Origin of the sequence: Belnapia mucosa (assembly GCF_016775475.1) — a bacterium.
GTDB classification, from domain to species: domain Bacteria; phylum Pseudomonadota; class Alphaproteobacteria; order Acetobacterales; family Acetobacteraceae; genus Belnapia; species Belnapia mucosa.
In genome coordinates, this window is sequence record NZ_JAEUXJ010000001.1 from 808,254 (window position 1) to 822,241 (window position 13,988).

Consider the following 13,988-nt stretch of genomic DNA (forward strand, 5'->3'; position numbering starts at 1 on the left):
AAGAACAGCAGGAGATCAGCATGGCCGAGGACGACGACATCCCCCTGACCGGTGGCATCCGCCAGAAGCTGGTGGACACCAAGCAGGCCTGGGCCCGCGACGGCCGGCTGCTGACCGGCACCCAGGGCGACCCGACCCGCGACCGCCTTCCCCCTGGCCAAACGCTCGTGAAGGACTGGCCCGTCCTCGATCTCGGCGTGCAGCCCGATGTTGCGCCCGATCGCTGGCGGCTGCGGGTGGAGGGGCTGGTACAGGCGCCGGTGCGCCTCACCCTGCCGGAATTCATGGCCCTGCCGCAGGTCGAGCTGGTGAACGACATCCATTGCGTCACGCAATGGAGCCGCTACGACAACCACTGGCAGGGCGTCCGCGCCCGGGACCTGATCGAGCTGGCCCGACCGAAGGAGGAAGCGCGCTTCGTCTCCTTCACCTCCTATGACGGCTACACCACCAATGTCCCGCTGGCCGAGTTCGTGCGCGAGGAGGTGCTGCTGGCCCATTCCTGGGAGGGCGAGCCGATCTCGCGCCAGCATGGCGGCCCAGTGCGGGTGGTGCTGCCGCGGCTCTATTTCTGGAAGAGCCCGAAATGGGTGACCCGGATCGAGCTGCTGCGCGAGGACCGGCCGGGCTTCTGGGAAGTCCGCGGCTACCACAACAACGGCGATCCCTGGCTGGAGGAACGGTATGGCTGAGCTGAGCAGGCGTGCCGTCCTGGCGCTCGGGGGGCTGGCGATGGCGGGCGGGGCAGGGGCGGCGGAGCCGACCGCCTTCGACTTCCGAATGGAGTCGATCGATGGCGGGCCGCTCGACCTGGGCGGCTTCCGCGGCCGGCCGATGCTGGTGGTGAACACCGCCAGCTTCTGCGGCTTCACACGGCAATATGCCGGGCTGCAGCGGCTGCATGAGCGCTTCTCGCCGCGCGGGCTGCTGGTGCTCGGCGTGCCGTCCAATGACTTCAACCAGGAAAGTGGCGACGCCCGCACGATCAAGCATTTCTGCGAGGCGAATTACAACGTCACCTTCCCGATGACCGTGCCGGCGCATGTCCGCGGCGCAGGGGCGGCGCCGCTGTTTGCCTTCCTTGCCGCCAAAGGCGGCGGGGCGCCGCGGTGGAATTTCCACAAATACCTGGTGGGCCGCGATGGGCGGCGGGTGCAGGGCTTCCCGACCGCGACCGAGCCGGATGCGCCAGCGCTGCTGCGGGCGGTGGAGGCGGCGCTGGCGGCCCCGCCTACAGCCTGACCGCCGAGATGATCACCACCGCGCTGGCATAGGGGTATTCATCCGTCATGGTCAGCGCCACCTCCGCCCGATGCCCGGGCGGGGTCATGGCCGCCAGCCTCTCCGCCGCGCCACCGGTCAGCTTGAGGGTCGGCTGCCCGCTTGGCAGGTTCACCACGCCGAGGTCGCGGAAGAAGACGCCGGCGCGGAAGCCGGTGCCGAGGGCCTTGGAAGCAGCCTCCTTCGCCGCGAAGCGCTTGGCGTAGGTGCTGGCGCGAATCCGCTCCGTCCGCCGCTCCGCCTTGGCGCGTTCGACCGGGGTGAAGACCCGATCGAGGAAGCGGTCGCCATGGCGCGCCATGGTCTGCTCGATCCGGCGGATATCGACGACGTCGTTGCCGAGACCCAGGATCATCCGCGCGCCCGTTCCACCCGCAGGTTGTCGGCCGGCGCCCGCAGCGCGCCCATGATCCGCTCCAGGTGCCGCAAGTCGCGCACCTCGACATCGAGGGCGATCTCGCAGCTCTCCTGGTCGCGGTGGTTCACCTTCAGCCCGGCCAGCACGCCATCCTGCTGCGCCACGGTCTCGGTCAGGCCAGCCAGGGCCGAGGGCTTGTTGCGAGTCTCGACGATGATCCGGCCGACATGGTTGCCGATCGCGCCCTCATCCCAGTCGATGTCGAGGAAGCGTTCCGGCGCGGCAGAGAAATTTTCGAGGCTCCGGCAGTCCGCGGCATGGATCGAGACGCCCTTGCCGGTGGTGACGATGCCGAGGATGCGCTCCCCCGGCAGCGGGTGGCAGCAGCCGGCGAAGTGATAGGGCATGCCGCTGACCAGGCCGGTGACCGGCATCGCCGGCGCCAGGGCGCGCAGCGGCCCACCGCCGCGCTCCGCCCGCCCACCGAGCAGCGGCCCGGCACCAAGGCGTCCGCGCGGCCTGGCGAGCGGCAGCGGATCGGCGATGCGGGGCGGCGTGCGCAGCTCCGGCACCGCCGCCTGCACCACGTCGCGCGCCGAGAGCGAGCCGGAGCCGACCAGCAGATAGAGCTCCGGCAGGCCCGGCTGCTTCAGCGATTTCAGCGCGCCGTCGAGCAGCTTCTCGGAGAATTCCAAACCCTCCTGGCGGAAGGCCTTGGCGATGGCGGCGCGGCCGCTCTCCTGGTTCTCCTCGCGCTGGCGGGCATGGACGAAGCGGCGGATGCGGGCGCGCGCTTTCCCGGTGACGACGAAGCGTTCCCAGGCCGGGTTGGGCTGGCCGCCACGGGCGGTGATGATCTCGACCTGGTCGCCATTCTCCAGCTGGTGGCGCAGCGGCACGATCTTGCCGTTGACCTTGGCGCCGACGCAGGTATCGCCGACCTGGCTGTGGACCTCATAGGCGAAATCCACCGGCGTCGCGCCGCGCGGCAGCTCGATCAGGTCGCCCTTGGGGGAGAAGCAGAAGACCAGCTCGCGGTGCAGCTCGAGCTTGGTGTCGTCGAGGAATTCCTGCGGCCCCTCGGCATTCTCCAGGATGTCGAGCAGGGCGCGCACCCAGGGGTAGCGCTTGCGGGTGCTGCCGGCATTGGCCGTCTCAGGCCCCTGCTTGTAGATCCAATGCGCGGCGACGCCGAATTCCGCCACCTCATGCATCTCGCGGGTGCGGATCTGCACCTCGATCTTGGCGTTGCGCCGCTCCGGCACGGTCACGCCGGTATGCAGCGACTGGTAGCCGTTGGTCTTGGGCGTCGAGATGTAGTCCTTGAAGCGGCCCGGGACGACGCGATAGGCGTCGTGCACGGCACCGAGCGCGACATAGCAGGCGGCGCGGTCCTCGACGATGACGCGGAAGGCCATGACATCCGAGAGCGCCTCGAAGGCCACGTTCTTCTTCTGCATCTTCAGCCAGATCGAATAGGGCGACTTCTCCCGCCCCATCACGTCCAGCGCCTTCACGCCATGCCGGGCCAGCACGCGCCGCAGATCCTGCTCGATCTCGCGGATCAGGTCGGCGCCCTGGCCGCGGAGGAAGGTGAGGCGAGCGGCGATGGTCTGCCGCGCTTCCGGATGCAGCGCCTGGAAGGCGAGCGTCTCCATCTCGGTCTTCAGCGCATCCATGCCGATGCGCTCGGCGAGGGGGGCGAAGATCTCGAGCGTCTCGCGCGCCGTCTTCTGCCGCCGCGCCTGCTGCGGGACGAAATGCAGTGTCCGCATGTTGTGCAGCCGGTCGGCGAGCTTCACGAGCAGGACGCGGATATCCTCGCTCATTGCCAGGACCAGCTTGCGGAGGTTCTCCGCCTGCTTGGTGCGCTCGGATTGCAGCTCGATCCGGGTCAGCTTGGTGACGCCATCGACCAGCCGGGCGACCTCGGCGCCGAAGCGGCGCTCGATCTCCTTCAGCCCGACCGCGGTATCTTCGGCCACGTCATGCAGCAGGGCAGTGGCGATGGTCGCACTGTCGAGCCGGTAATCGGCCAGGATGCCGGCGACCGCGAGCGGATGGGTGATATAGGGCTCGCCATTCTCCCGCTTCTGCGCGGCATGCGCCTCGGCGGCGAGTTGGCCGGCGCGGGTGATGAGGCCGATATCGGCCCGCGGGTCGTAGGCAAGGACCCGCTCCGCCAGCTGCGCCGCCTCGGCATGGCCGGGCGGCAGGGTGGCGGCTTCCGGCAGGGCGAGGGTGCCACTGGCCGGGCCTTCGGGGGCGCGCGGCGCCAGGGCGAAGGCGGGCCCGGCGTCGCGCTCCGTCAAGGGCGGCGCCTCAGCGGCGGCCGCCGCCCAGTTCGGCGGCGATCGCGGCCTCGAGATCGTCCGGCGACATGTCCTCGAGGCCAGCGCCCTCGGCGGGCAGCTCCTCGTTGACGTCCATGACGCCGAAGATGTTCTCGTCGGTGGCGATGAGGTCGAGCACTTCCTCCTCGGCCGGTTCCGGCTCCGGCGCACGCTGCAGAGACTTGATCAGGTCCTGCTCGATGGCTGGGAGGTCGATGGTCTGCTCAGCGATCTCACGCAGCGCAACGACCGGGTTCTTGTCGTTGTCGCGGTCGAGGGTCAGCTCCTCGCCCCGGCCGATGTTACGGGCCCGTTGCGCAGCGGTGAGCACGAGCTCGAACCGGTTGGGAATCTGGACGATACAGTCTTCGACGGTGACGCGCGCCATTGCGGCCTCGTTAGGTTCGGACAGGCCACCCGCAAGGGTGGCGCATCGGCTGGCGGATGAACCTTCCAGATAGACATCACGTCAGGATTCCGCAAGCGTCCTGCCCTATTCGCCGATCGGCACCGGCCGATCCTCCTCCGGCAGCGCCGCCAGCAGGGCCGTGATATCCTGGCCAAGGCGCGGATGCACCCAGCCCGGTGCCACATCCCGCAGCGGCTCCAGCACGAAGCGGCGGAGATGCGCACGGGGATGCGGCAGGATCGGCGCCGCCGCGTCCCGCAACAGCCCATCGATGGCGATCAGGTCAAGGTCGAGGGTTCGCGGCGCATTGGGATAGGGCCGGGCGCGACCGGCCGCATCCTCCAGCGCATGCAGCGCCGCCAGCAGTCGGGCCGGATCCGGCACCGGCCCGGCCAGCAGCGCCACGCCGTTCACGAAACGCGGCGCGCCGGGCTGGGGCGGCTGTGGCGTCGTGTCGTACCAGCGGGAGAGGGCAATGAGGCGCAGGCCCTCGATCCCGTCCAGCGCCGCCGCCGCCCGGCGGCAGGTCTCGAGCGGCGCGGCGCCGTCGGCCCCCGGTAAATTCGCCCCGATGGCGACAAGGACGTTGCTTGCCCGCTTTCGCCCCGGGCCGGCATCACTATGTTGCATCCGCCGATTTGGCGTGAACCGATTTCGAGAGCAACTATCTTGCAGCCCAACCGTATCGAACGCATCGCTGTCTTCATCGATGGCGCCAACCTCTACGCCGCCTCCCGCACCCTCGGCTTCGACGTCGATTACAAGAACCTGCTCGCTTACTTTCGTTCCGGGGCCTATCTCGTCCGCGCCTACTATTACACCGCCCTGCTGGAGACCGAAGAATACTCGCCGCTTCGTCCGTTGGTCGATTGGCTGGGCTATAACGGCTATTCGGTGGTGACCAAGCCGGCCAAGGAATTCACCGACGCCACCGGCCGCCGCCGGGTAAAGGGCAGCGTCGATATCGAGATGGCGGTCGACGTCCTCGACCTCGCCCCGCATCTGGACCATGTCGTCATCTTCTCGGGCGATGGCGACCTGCGTCGGCTGGTCGAGGCAGTGCAGCGCCGCGGCGTCCGCGTCACCGTCATTTCCTCCATCCGCACCCAGCCGGCGATGATCGCCGATGAGCTCCGCCGCCAGGCCGACCAGTTCATCGATCTGCAGGACATCGCCGACCACATCACCCGACGCCAGGTGGAGCCGCGCCAGCGCAGCGGCAGCCCGGCCCCGCGCCCGGCGCCGAGCCGGGCGACGCCGGCCGATCCCTTCCGGGAGAGCCCGGACCTTCCCGAATGAGCGGGGCGCCCGAGCCCGGGCGCGACTGCCCGCTCTGCCCGCGGCTGGTGGCGATGCGGGCCGAGAACCGCGCCGCTTTCCCGGACTGGCACAACGCGCCGGTGCCCTCCTGGGGGCCGTCGGAGTCGCGGCTGCTGGTGCTCGGCATGGCGCCTGGCCTGCGCGGGGCCAACCGCACCGGCCGGCCCTTCACCGGCGACCATGCCGGGCGGCTGCTCTACGCGACGCTGCTGAAATACGGGCTGGCCAGCGGCGAATACCTGGAACGCCCGGATGACGGCCTGCGCCTGACCGGCTGCCGGATGACCAATGCCGTGCGTTGCGTGCCGCCGGCGAACCTGCCGAAGCCGGAGGAGGTGCGAACCTGCAACCGCTTCCTCCAGGGCGAGATCGCGGCGATGCCGCAGCTGCGCGCCGTGCTGGCGCTCGGTGTGCTGGCGCATGATGCGCTGCTGCGGGCGCTCGGGCTGAAGCTCGCCACCGTACGCTTCGCCCATGGCGCCCAGCATGTGCTGCCGGGCGGGCTGCTGCTCGCCGACAGCTACCATGTTAGCCGCTACAACACCTCGACCCGGCGCCTCACCACCGAGATGTTCGAGGCGGTGGTGGAGGCTCTGCTGCCCAAACTCGCCTAGGAATGCGTCTGGGTATTGGCCGCCGGGGGCTGGCTCGGCGGCGCGCCACCGCTGCCGGCGGCCTCGCGCAGGGCGGCGGTGCTGGGCGGCGGCGGCGCTTCGGGCGGCCCTGCCGTCATCTTGTGGATCGACAGCGCCAGCAGCACTGCAATCATCAGCGGCGGGATGACGGCTCCTAGGCTCAATCTCGGCATGGATCCCTCCTGGATCAGGATGCGGCCCCTACGCGTGGCGCGGGTCCGAGTTCGTCGTGCTAGATCCTGGTCATGCCGCAGGATCCGACGCCCGAACTGCTGACCCCGGCGGAGATGGCCCAGGCCGATTCGCTGGCCATCGCCGCCGGCATTCCCGGCCCCCGCCTGATGGAGGCAGCGGGCCGTGCCGTGGCCCTCGCCACGCGCCGCCGCTTCCGCGCCATCCGCACCCTGGTGCTGGCCGGCCCTGGCAATAATGGCGGGGATGGCTATGTCGCGGCCCGGCTGCTGGAGGCGGCGGGCTGGCCCGTCTCGGTCGCCGCCCTGGCACCGCCGCGGCCTGGCAGCGACGCCGCACTGGCCGCCGCCCGCTGGCGCGGCCCGATGGCGCCCTTCACCGCGGCGGAGGCGGCGCGGGCCGGCCTCGTCATCGATGCCGTCTTCGGCGCCGGCCTTGCTCGCTCGGTGGACGGCTTGGTGGCCGAGGTGCTGGCGGCGGTGCGGGCGCCGCTCCTCGCCATCGACACACCCTCCGGCCTCGATGGCGCCACCGGACAGGTGCGGGGCTTCGCGGCGCAGGCGGCGCTGACCGTGACCTTCTTCCGCCTCAAGCCCGGGCATCTGCTGCTGCCGGGCAGGGGGCTCTGCGGCGAGACGGTGCTGGCCGATATCGGCCTGCCGGCCAGCGTGCTGCCGGCCATCGGGCTGCGCGCCTGGCGCAACGGGCCGGGGCTCTGGCGCCTGCCGCGGCCGGATGCCAATGCGCATAAATACAGCCGCGGCCACCTCACCATCCTCGCCGGCGGGGCGATGACCGGCGCGGGGCGGCTCGCGGCCGGGGCGGCGCATCGGGCCGGGGCGGGGCTGGTGACGCTCCGCGCCCCCGATGCCGCCGCCGCCATGCTCTACCGCACCACCGAGCCGGGCAGCCTCGTCACCGAAGAGCCGGTCGAGGCGCTGCTTGGCGATGAGCGCCGCCATGTCTGGCTGATCGGCCCCGGCCTGCCGCCCGATGCGGCGACGCGGGCGGCGATCGCCGCGGTGCTGGCCGCCGGGCGTAGCCTGGTCGCCGATGCCGGGGCACTGACCGCCTGCGCTGGTCAGCCGGAGGCGCTGCGCGGCGCCGCGGTGCTGACGCCGCATGCCGGCGAATTTGCCCGCCTGTTCGGCCCGGTGGGCGAGGACAAGCCGGCGGCCGCGCGGCGTGCCGCGGCGCTGACCGGCGCGGTGGTGCTGCTGAAGGGCGCCGATACCGTGATCGCCGCGCCGGATGGCCGCGCCATCCTGAACCACAACGCCCCGCCGAGCCTCGCCACCGGCGGCACCGGCGACGTGCTTGCCGGCACCATCGCCGCGCTGCTGGCCCAGGGCATGCCGCCCTTCGAGGCCGCCGCAGCCGGCGCCTGGCTGCAGGGCGAGGCGGCGCGGCGGCACGGGCCGGGCCTGCTGGCTGAGGATCTCATCACTCTCCTGCCAGGGGCAGCGGCAGCGACAAACGGGGCATGACGCGGCGGGTAACCTCGCGCTAGGTTTCTGCGGATTACATTGCCAGTCCGTCAGGATGCCGACCATGTCCGAAGTTCTTGAACAGGCCGGGTTGTTCGACAGGGCGCTGCGCCGCGTCACCAGCCTCTGGCGCGACATGGCCGAGCGCGTTACGGGCGCCGAGACGGATGCCATCGCCGACCAGATGCGCGCCTGCCTCGACGGGCGGGGCGGCGAGGTCTCAGCCCGCAACCGGGCGGCCAAGCTGGCCCAGGCCTATCTCGTGCTCGACGCCCCCGGCCGCATCGAATTCCTCCGCGCGCTGGCCGGCTTCGACGCCGATGAGGCAGGGACCCGGGCAGCGATGGAGCGGGTCCTGGCCGCCGAGGAGCCGGGCGCCCGCGCCGCCGCCATGGCCCGGCTGCGCCGCGTGCTGGAGCCGCCGCGGCTGCGCCTGCTGACCCAGCTCACCACCATCCCGGACGGCATCAAATTCCTGGTCGATCTGCGCGGCGAGCTGTTGCGGGTGATGGATGGCGACCCGGTCCTGGGCGCGCTGGAAAGCGATCTGCGCGGCCTGCTGGCCAGCTGGTTCGATGTCGGCTTCCTCGAGCTGCGGCGAATCGATTGGAGCAGCCCGGCCTCGCTGCTGGAGAAGCTGGTGCGCTACGAGGCGGTGCACCGCATCCGTACCTGGCGCGACCTCAAGAACCGGCTCGATTCGGACCGCCGTTGCTACGCCTTCTTCCACCCCCGCATGCCGGAGGAGCCGCTGATCTTCGTCGAGGTGGCGTTGGTGAAGGGCCTCGCCGCCTCGGTGCAGCGGCTGCTGGACGAGAAGGCGCCGGTGCTCGACCCGGCCGGTGCGGATACCGCTATCTTCTATTCGATCAACAACTGCCAGCGCGGGCTGGATGGGATCAGCTTCGGCAATTTCCTCATCAAGCGGGTGGTGGCGCTGCTGGGGGAGGAGCTGAAGGGGCTGCGCCACTTCGCTACCCTCTCGCCCATCCCCGGCTTCTGCCGCTGGCTGCAATCCCGCATCGCCGAGGGTGACGAGACCCTGGTTTCGGATGAGGAGCTGACGGCGCTGCGGGTCCATGCCCCTGCCATGCTGGCCTTGCCCGCCCCGGCCGAGGGTGGCGCCGCCACCGCGCCGCCGCTGGCCGAGACGCCGGGCCAGACCCTGGCACGGCTGCTGGCCCGCCGCGGCTGGCAGCGGGACGAAGCGCTGGCCCGGCTGCTGGAGCCGGTGCTGACCCGGCTCTGCGCCGTTTATCTGTTGCAGGCGGCCTCGCCGCGCGATCCGAAGCGGGCGCGCGATCCGGTGGAGCATTTCCACCTCTCGAACGGTGCCCGCATCGAGCGGCTGAACTGGCGCGGCGACATCTCGGAGAAGGGCATCCGCGAGAGCGCGGGTTTGATGGTGAACTACCTCTACGACCCGGCCCGGATCGAGGAATACCACGAGGGCTATATGGGCGAGGGGCGGCGGCCCGTGGCCGGCGCGATCCGGAAGCTCGCCAAAGGCTGAAAGCCGGGGAGAGGGGAATGGTCGGACCGGCGGGATTTGAACCCACGACCCCTTGTCCCCCAGACAAGTGCGCTACCAGGCTGCGCTACGATCCGTGCCGGCCGGCGGAATAGCACCGCCCGGCCGCGGAGGCTACCCCCGGCGATGCTATCGCCCGGCGAGGGCGTGCAATTCCTCCGCGAGGTCTTCCAGATCCTCGAGAATGCGGCGCAGGCTGTCGGGCCCGGCTTCGGCCGGCTCGCCGAAGGACAGCTCCGACTCGCCCAGGCCACCCTCGCGCAGCAGCCGCTGCACGCCCTTGATGGTGTAGCCCTGGGTGTAGAGCAGGTCGGAGACGCGGCGGAGCAGCGCGATATCCTCGGGCCGGTAGTAGCGCCGGCCGCCGCCGCGCTTCAGCGGCTTGAGCTGGGGGAACTTCGTCTCCCAGAAGCGCAGGACGTGCTGCGGGATGCGCAGCTCGTCCGCGACCTCGCTGATGGTGCGGAAGGCGGTCGGTGCCTTGCGCAGCCGGGGCTGGCCGGTCTCGCTCATGCCTGGTCCGCGGCCTCTGACTCGGTCTGGCCGTTGATGCGGGCCTTCAGCACCTGGGAGGGGCGGAAGGACAGGACCCGGCGAGGCAGGATGGGCACCTCGACTCCGGTCTTCGGATTGCGGCCCACGCGTTGCCCCTTCTGCCGCACCATGAAAGTGCCGAAGGCCGAGATCTTCACCGGCTCCCCGGCTTCCAGCGCCGAGGCCACCCGTTCGAGGACGGATTCCAGCAGCGCCGCCGATTCATTCCGCGAGAGGCCGACCTGGCTGTAGATCGCCTCGGCCAGGTTCGCGCGCGTGAGCGTGTTCATCGGTCAACTCGTTCCCGCAAACCCTTCTGCGGTCGAGGAAACCGATATCGGCCACGGGCGTCAACCGCCGGCTGGCGAAACTGCAACAGCGTGGCGGAAAAGACGCAGGGGCGGAACGCATGGGCTCAGAAGCGCAGCAGCGCCGCGCCCCAGGTGAGGCCGCCGCCGATCGCCTCCAGCACCACCGTATCGCCGCGCTCGATCAGCCCGCGCCCGGCCGCCTCGGCCAGGGCCAGCGGGATGGAGGCGGCCGAAGTATTGGCATGGCGATCGACCGTCACCACCACCCGCTCCCGCGGCAGGCCGAGCTTCTTGCCCATGGCCTCGATGATGCGGAGATTGGCCTGGTGCGGCACCAGCCAGCGGAGATCGGCATGGCCCATCCCATTCGCCGCCAGCGCCTCATCCACCACGCCGGCAAGCTTGGAGACGGCGTGGCGGAATACCTCCTTGCCCGCCATCCGCAGCAGGCCGGAGCCGCCGGTCGATCCGGGGCCGCCCTCGACCAGCAGGATGTCGCCATGCCGGCCATCGGAATGGAGATGGGTCGAGAGGATGCCGCGATCCGAATCCTGCTCGGCGGTCAGCACCACCGCGCCGGCGCCATCGCCGAACAGCACGCAGGTGCCGCGATCGGACCAGTCCAGGATGCGGGAGAAGATCTCGGTCCCGATCACCAGCACGCAACGCGCCTGGCCGGTGCGCATCAGCGAATCCGCCATGCCCAGCGCATAGACGAATCCGGTGCAGGCGGCGGCCAGGTCGAAGCCGAACCCGCGGGTGATGCCGAGCTGCTGCTGGATGCGAACGGCGGTGGCAGGGAAGGCGCTATCGGGCGTCGAGGTGGCGACGATGACGGCATCCACCGCCTCGGCCGCGATTCCAGCCCGTTCCAGCGCCTGCCGCGCCGCAGCCGTGCCCATGGAGGAGGCGGTCTCGCCCGGCGCCGCGATATGCCGCTGGCGGATGCCGGTGCGCTCGACGATCCAGTCGTCCGAGGTGTCGAGGCCATATTCGGCGGCCAGCGCCGCATTGGAGAGGCAGCGCGCGGGGAGGTAGCCGCCGCAGCCTGCAATCACGGAACGGATCATCGCCATCCTTCAGGGCGCCGGCGCGGCGACCGGCTTCTTGATCTGGGCCAGGCCTTCGCGGATGCGGTCGTTGAAGCGATGCGTGACCATGTCCATCGCCACATCGACGGCATGGGCGAAGCCGAGCGCATCGGTGCCGCCATGCGACTTCACTACGACGCCGTTCAGGCCGAGCAGGATCGCGCCGTTGTAGCGGCGAGGATCCATCCATTCCCGCAGGCGGTCGAGCGCCGGGCGGGCGAGGAGATAGCCCGCGCGGGCGGGGATGCTGCTGGTGAAGACCTGGCGCAGCAGGTCGCGCATCAGCTTCAGCGTGCCCTCGGCGGTCTTCAGCGCGACATTGCCGGTGAAGCCATCGGTCACCACCACGTCCACCGTGCCGGCGGCAATGTCATGGCCCTCGATGAAGCCGTGGAAGGTGGCGCCGATATGGCTTTCCCTCAGCGTTTCCGCCGCGGCGCGCACCCGGTCGTCGCCCTTCAGCTCCTCGGAGCCGACATTGAGCAGGCCGAGGCTCGGCGCGTTCAGGCCGAGCACCGCGCGGGCGAAGCTGTCGCCCATGACGGCGAATTCCACCAGGTTGCGCGCATCGCACTGGATATTGGCGCCAAGGTCGAGCAGCACGACATCGCCGCGGGCCGAAGGCGCGATGGCGGCGAGCGCCGGCCGGTCGATTTCCGGCAGGGTCTTCACCACGATCTTCGCCAGCGCCATCAACGCGCCGGTATTGCCGGCCGAGACCACGCCGGCCGCCTCGCCGCCAGCGACGGCGTCGATCGCGATGCGCATGGAGCTCTGGCGGCCCTGGCGCAGTGCCGCCGTCGGCTTCATCTCGGCGGAGATGACATCCCGGGCATGACGCACCGAACAGGCCTTGGCCGCACGCGGGCGCCGGGCCAGCATGCCGCCGATCCGCGCCTCATCCCCGACCAGCAGGAAGCGGGCACCGGGGTGGCGTTCGGCCGCCAGCTCCATCCCGTCCAGCACGATGTCGGGCGCGTTGTCGCCCCCCATGGCATCGATGGCCAGGGAAAACCCCCCAGTGGTCATCCCAGTGGCAAGGGCTTGCGACACGGGCAATGCTTCTCCGCCAGACTGCCGGCAACACTTCAGTTGCGGACAGCAGCCTTCAACGCATCACCGGCCGGCACGACCTCACGCCCATCGTAATGGCCGCAGGAGGAGCAGACATGGTGCGGGCGCTTCAGCTCGCCGCAATTCGGGCACTCGGCATGCGCCATCTGCGTCAGCGCCTGATGGCTGCGGCGCATACCGGCGCGGGAGGGCGAAACCTTCTTCTTCGGAACGGCCATGGCGCCGAGCCTTTCTTCATAAACGCAAGGCGTTTCAACGGGAGGGCGGGGCTGTAGCACCGCACCCCCGGGGACGCAAGCATAGCGGCGGGCTAGTTCTTCCGCCGTAAAGCAGCGAGGGCGGCGAAGCCGCCGGTCACCGCGCCGCCCGCCTCGGGCGGCAATTCCGCCCCCGGCGCGCGGGGATAGGGATCGAGCGCCAGCGCCAGCTGCTCGGCCAGCACCTCGCCCAGATCGGCCGTGCCTTCGGGCGCCTCGATCTCATCCGGGTCGTCCGGCCCGTCCTGCGGTTCCTGTCCTGGCGGCAGCAGGCGGAAGGCCACCGGCTCGTCCACCTCCTGTGCCACGGGGTCGAGGGTGACGACGCAGGCCTGGGTGAGCTTCGCCGCCATCCGGCCCTCAACGAGGACGGTGCCGCCCGGCTCCGGCAGCACGCGGAGGGTGGCGGTGACGCTGTCGAGGCCGAGGATGCCGAATCGCCGCGCCAGCGCGGCGCATTCATCGGGACTCGCTTCCAGCGTCAGGGTCCGGCCTCCCGGAGGGAGGGTCGCCAGCACCAGGGGGCGTTGGAATTCGGTCTCAGGCGGCATCGGCAGCCTCCGGCGGGGCGAAGCGGACCGCGCCGCGGAGCAGCTCCGCCAGCGGGGTGGCGGCGAGAAGGGCCGCCGAGGCGGCAGCCTGGCGGGCGAGGGCAAGCGCTTCGAGGCCGGGCTCAGCGGCCTCGCGCCGCCAGACATTCCGCTCCAGCGCCGCGGCGAGGGCGGTGTGGTCGCCGGCATCGAGCGCCGCCTCATAGGCCTGGGCGCGGCCGTGGAAGGCCTCCCACATCCGCTTCACCCGCTTGCCGATGCTCATATCGCCGGCGCCCATCTCGCGCAGGTTGATGTCCATATCCGCGAACATCGCATCGAAGACGGCCTGGGCGAGGGCCGGGCCGCGCGGGTCGGGGTCGGTCCGCAGCCGGCGGATCAGCAGCGCCACCTGCAGCCCGACCAGGTCGAAGCGGCCATCCAGCGTATCCGGCACGCCGAGCGGGCCGAAATACCAGGGGTCCCGCGCCGCGGCCACGGCGGCGCCATAGAGCTCGAACCCCGTGCGCTCATGCGGCTTGCGACGGAACAGGGCGAGGAGGCCCATGGGTGGTCTGTCCTTCCTTGCAGCAGCGGCGTGGTTGACCATGCGGCGGGAGAATGGCTAATCGCGCCGAGACCCCA

At 70.7% G+C, this 13,988-nt stretch carries 17 protein-coding genes, 1 tRNA gene and 1 pseudogene; 6 read left to right on the forward strand and 13 right to left on the reverse strand.

Annotation, left to right across the window (positions count from 1 at the left end):
* The first annotated feature begins 20 nt into the window (after window positions 1-20).
* Together JMJ55_RS03970 and JMJ55_RS03975 are read left to right on the forward strand one after the other, a co-directional pair.
* Window positions 21-692, forward strand: a complete 672-nt coding sequence (locus JMJ55_RS03970) for a sulfite oxidase-like oxidoreductase (protein ID WP_202824168.1) — start codon at window positions 21-23, stop codon at window positions 690-692.
* A complete protein-coding gene (locus tag JMJ55_RS03975; protein WP_202824169.1) occupies window positions 685-1,242 on the forward strand; it encodes a glutathione peroxidase in 558 nt (185 codons plus the stop codon). Before JMJ55_RS03970 ends, JMJ55_RS03975 begins: the two co-directional genes overlap by 8 nt.
* On the opposite strand, the gene acpS is transcribed toward JMJ55_RS03975, so the two are convergent.
* From acpS to folK, 4 genes are all read right to left on the reverse strand, one after another.
* Entirely contained in the window at window positions 1,232-1,636 is a 405-nt protein-coding gene (gene acpS / locus JMJ55_RS03980; protein ID WP_202824170.1) for a holo-ACP synthase, read from the reverse strand. The two genes, JMJ55_RS03975 and acpS, sit on opposite strands and share 11 nt — an antisense overlap.
* Window positions 1,633-3,951, reverse strand: a complete 2,319-nt coding sequence (locus JMJ55_RS03985; RefSeq protein WP_407927519.1) for a RelA/SpoT family protein — start codon at window positions 3,949-3,951, stop codon at window positions 1,633-1,635. Before JMJ55_RS03985 ends, acpS begins: the two co-directional genes overlap by 4 nt.
* Window positions 3,952-3,961: 10 nt before the next feature.
* The gene (gene rpoZ / locus JMJ55_RS03990) at window positions 3,962-4,360 is read right to left on the reverse strand and encodes a DNA-directed RNA polymerase subunit omega (RefSeq protein WP_202824171.1); all 399 of its coding nucleotides are present in this window, start codon (window positions 4,358-4,360) and stop codon (window positions 3,962-3,964) included.
* A 105-nt stretch (window positions 4,361-4,465) separates the two neighbouring features.
* Window positions 4,466-5,011: a 2-amino-4-hydroxy-6-hydroxymethyldihydropteridine diphosphokinase gene (folK, locus tag JMJ55_RS03995; RefSeq protein WP_202824172.1), complete on the reverse strand. Its 546-nt coding sequence runs from the start codon at window positions 5,009-5,011 to the stop codon at window positions 4,466-4,468.
* Here folK and JMJ55_RS04000 point away from each other — a divergent pair.
* The gene (locus JMJ55_RS04000; protein WP_202824173.1) at window positions 5,003-5,680 is read left to right on the forward strand and encodes a LabA-like NYN domain-containing protein; all 678 of its coding nucleotides are present in this window, start codon (window positions 5,003-5,005) and stop codon (window positions 5,678-5,680) included. The two genes, folK and JMJ55_RS04000, sit on opposite strands and share 9 nt — an antisense overlap.
* Entirely contained in the window at window positions 5,677-6,315 is a 639-nt protein-coding gene (locus JMJ55_RS04005) for a uracil-DNA glycosylase (RefSeq protein WP_202824174.1), read from the forward strand. Before JMJ55_RS04000 ends, JMJ55_RS04005 begins: the two co-directional genes overlap by 4 nt.
* Here JMJ55_RS04005 and JMJ55_RS04010 read toward each other — a convergent pair.
* Window positions 6,312-6,509 (reverse strand): hypothetical protein, encoded by a 198-nt coding sequence (locus JMJ55_RS04010; RefSeq protein WP_202824175.1) that lies wholly within the window; start codon window positions 6,507-6,509, stop codon window positions 6,312-6,314. The two genes, JMJ55_RS04005 and JMJ55_RS04010, sit on opposite strands and share 4 nt — an antisense overlap.
* Before the next feature lie 72 nt (window positions 6,510-6,581).
* Between JMJ55_RS04010 and JMJ55_RS04015 the strand changes: the two genes are divergently transcribed.
* Complete coding sequence (locus tag JMJ55_RS04015) at window positions 6,582-8,015, forward strand: NAD(P)H-hydrate dehydratase (protein WP_202824176.1); 1,434 nt, start codon at window positions 6,582-6,584, stop codon at window positions 8,013-8,015.
* Window positions 8,016-8,079: 64 nt separating this feature from the next.
* A complete protein-coding gene (locus JMJ55_RS04020) occupies window positions 8,080-9,528 on the forward strand; it encodes a malonyl-CoA decarboxylase domain-containing protein (protein ID WP_202824177.1) in 1,449 nt (482 codons plus the stop codon).
* Between the two features lie 18 nt (window positions 9,529-9,546).
* On the opposite strand, the gene JMJ55_RS04025 is transcribed toward JMJ55_RS04020, so the two are convergent.
* The 8 genes and pseudogenes from JMJ55_RS04025 to JMJ55_RS04060 all read right to left on the reverse strand — a co-directional run bounded on the left by JMJ55_RS04025 (window position 9,547) and on the right by JMJ55_RS04060 (window position 13,911).
* Window positions 9,547-9,623: transfer RNA gene (locus JMJ55_RS04025), tRNA-Pro, on the reverse strand.
* A 171-nt stretch (window positions 9,624-9,794) separates the two neighbouring features.
* Window positions 9,795-10,059, reverse strand: a pseudogene (locus tag JMJ55_RS04030) (MerR family transcriptional regulator); the annotation flags it as partial.
* The gene (locus JMJ55_RS04035; RefSeq protein WP_202824179.1) at window positions 10,056-10,370 is read right to left on the reverse strand and encodes an integration host factor subunit alpha; all 315 of its coding nucleotides are present in this window, start codon (window positions 10,368-10,370) and stop codon (window positions 10,056-10,058) included. The gene JMJ55_RS04035 and the pseudogene JMJ55_RS04030, both read right to left, overlap by 4 nt.
* A gap of 125 nt (window positions 10,371-10,495) precedes the next feature.
* Window positions 10,496-11,467, reverse strand: coding sequence for a beta-ketoacyl-ACP synthase III (locus JMJ55_RS04040; protein WP_236033346.1), 972 nt, complete (start codon window positions 11,465-11,467; stop codon window positions 10,496-10,498).
* Between the two features lie 3 nt (window positions 11,468-11,470).
* On the reverse strand, window positions 11,471-12,511 hold the full coding sequence (plsX, locus tag JMJ55_RS04045) for a phosphate acyltransferase PlsX (protein ID WP_202824351.1): 1,041 nt from the start codon (window positions 12,509-12,511) through the stop codon (window positions 11,471-11,473).
* Window positions 12,512-12,570: 59 nt separating this feature from the next.
* Window positions 12,571-12,774: a 50S ribosomal protein L32 gene (gene rpmF, locus JMJ55_RS04050; RefSeq protein ID WP_202824180.1), complete on the reverse strand. Its 204-nt coding sequence runs from the start codon at window positions 12,772-12,774 to the stop codon at window positions 12,571-12,573.
* A 92-nt stretch (window positions 12,775-12,866) separates the two neighbouring features.
* Window positions 12,867-13,364, reverse strand: coding sequence for a YceD family protein (locus JMJ55_RS04055; RefSeq protein WP_202824181.1), 498 nt, complete (start codon window positions 13,362-13,364; stop codon window positions 12,867-12,869).
* Window positions 13,354-13,911 carry a ubiquinol-cytochrome C chaperone family protein gene (locus tag JMJ55_RS04060; RefSeq protein ID WP_202824182.1) on the reverse strand — a complete coding sequence of 186 codons (558 nt, stop codon included), beginning with the start codon at window positions 13,909-13,911 and terminating at the stop codon, window positions 13,354-13,356. The genes JMJ55_RS04055 and JMJ55_RS04060 overlap by 11 nt, the downstream gene beginning before the upstream one ends.
* Between the last annotated feature and the right edge of the window lie 77 nt (window positions 13,912-13,988).

What these genes read in the sequence shown, in the direction of transcription:
- JMJ55_RS04015 (WP_202824176.1), top strand. Translation starts at nt 6,582, where the DNA reads ATGCCGCAGGATCCGACGCCCGAACTGCTGACCCCGGCGGAGATGGCC.
- JMJ55_RS04000 (WP_202824173.1), top strand. Translation starts at nt 5,003, where the DNA reads ATGTTGCATCCGCCGATTTGGCGTGAACCGATTTCGAGAGCAACTATC.
- JMJ55_RS04035 (WP_202824179.1), bottom strand. Translation starts at nt 10,370, where the DNA reads ATGAACACGCTCACGCGCGCGAACCTGGCCGAGGCGATCTACAGCCAG.
- rpmF (WP_202824180.1), bottom strand. Translation starts at nt 12,774, where the DNA reads ATGGCCGTTCCGAAGAAGAAGGTTTCGCCCTCCCGCGCCGGTATGCGC.
- rpoZ (WP_202824171.1), bottom strand. Translation starts at nt 4,360, where the DNA reads ATGGCGCGCGTCACCGTCGAAGACTGTATCGTCCAGATTCCCAACCGG.
- JMJ55_RS04005 (WP_202824174.1), top strand. Translation starts at nt 5,677, where the DNA reads ATGAGCGGGGCGCCCGAGCCCGGGCGCGACTGCCCGCTCTGCCCGCGG.
- JMJ55_RS03975 (WP_202824169.1), top strand. Translation starts at nt 685, where the DNA reads ATGGCTGAGCTGAGCAGGCGTGCCGTCCTGGCGCTCGGGGGGCTGGCG.
- JMJ55_RS03970 (WP_202824168.1), top strand. Translation starts at nt 21, where the DNA reads ATGGCCGAGGACGACGACATCCCCCTGACCGGTGGCATCCGCCAGAAG.
- JMJ55_RS04055 (WP_202824181.1), bottom strand. Translation starts at nt 13,364, where the DNA reads ATGCCGCCTGAGACCGAATTCCAACGCCCCCTGGTGCTGGCGACCCTC.
- JMJ55_RS04060 (WP_202824182.1), bottom strand. Translation starts at nt 13,911, where the DNA reads ATGGGCCTCCTCGCCCTGTTCCGTCGCAAGCCGCATGAGCGCACGGGG.
- JMJ55_RS04020 (WP_202824177.1), top strand. Translation starts at nt 8,080, where the DNA reads ATGTCCGAAGTTCTTGAACAGGCCGGGTTGTTCGACAGGGCGCTGCGC.
- JMJ55_RS04010 (WP_202824175.1), bottom strand. Translation starts at nt 6,509, where the DNA reads ATGCCGAGATTGAGCCTAGGAGCCGTCATCCCGCCGCTGATGATTGCA.
- JMJ55_RS04040 (WP_236033346.1), bottom strand. Translation starts at nt 11,467, where the DNA reads ATGGCGATGATCCGTTCCGTGATTGCAGGCTGCGGCGGCTACCTCCCC.
- folK (WP_202824172.1), bottom strand. Translation starts at nt 5,011, where the DNA reads ATGCAACATAGTGATGCCGGCCCGGGGCGAAAGCGGGCAAGCAACGTC.
- plsX (WP_202824351.1), bottom strand. Translation starts at nt 12,511, where the DNA reads ATGACCACTGGGGGGTTTTCCCTGGCCATCGATGCCATGGGGGGCGAC.
- acpS (WP_202824170.1), bottom strand. Translation starts at nt 1,636, where the DNA reads ATGATCCTGGGTCTCGGCAACGACGTCGTCGATATCCGCCGGATCGAG.